This window comes from Actinospica acidithermotolerans, from assembly GCF_018139625.1.
GTDB lineage: Bacteria > Actinomycetota > Actinomycetes > Streptomycetales > Catenulisporaceae > Actinospica > Actinospica acidithermotolerans.
The window spans coordinates 1-659 of sequence record NZ_JAGSOH010000317.1 but is presented as its reverse complement, the minus strand read 5'-3'; the positions used below and the strand labels follow the sequence as shown (position 1 = coordinate 659).

Here is a 659-nt window from a genome sequence, read left to right as displayed (position 1 = left end):
GCGACATCGAGGTGGCGAACAGCCGCTGGATCGCGAGGTCGTGCAGGTCGCGGCCGATCCGGTCGCGGTCGGCGTACAGGGAGAGCAGTTCGCTGTCACGGCGGCGGTCGGCGAGTTCGAGCACGACCGCCGCCTGCACCGCGAGGTCCGACACGAGCTGCAGAACCTTGTCGTCGAACGCGACGGCGCCCGCCGCGCGGGCAACGGCCAGCACCCCGCGGACGTGCCCGGCGTCGCCGAGCGGCACCAGGATCGCGGGTCCGAGCGGGGTGTCCGGCGCGATGCCGGACTTGGACCGCGGATCGGCGGCCGCGTCCTCGATCCGCTCCAACTGGCCGGACTTGAACACGGAGCCGAGCAGCGAGTCGTCGATGTCCAGCGCAACCCAGCGGATCTGCTGCTCGCCGATGCCGTCCGCCGCGACGACCACCAGGTCCTCGCGCTCGGAGTCCGGCAGGGCGACCACGGTCAGATCGGCCGAGGTCATCGCGCCCACCCGGCGCGCGAAGGCGCCCAGCGCGGCATCGACCTTGCTGCCGGAGAGCAGGCTGCGGGTCAGCTCGTTGGTCGCCTCCAGCCACGCCTGGCGCCGGCGCGCCTCGTCGTAGAGCCGGGCGTTGTCGATCGCCACACCCGCCGCCGCGGCCAACGCGGCCAAC

The 659-nt window shown here is 73.4% G+C and carries 1 protein-coding gene; it reads right to left on the bottom strand.

Annotated elements, in window-relative coordinates:
* The coding region (locus KDK95_RS34885) for a GAF domain-containing protein (protein WP_212522628.1) at positions 1 to 659 on the bottom strand (659 nt) is incomplete at both ends.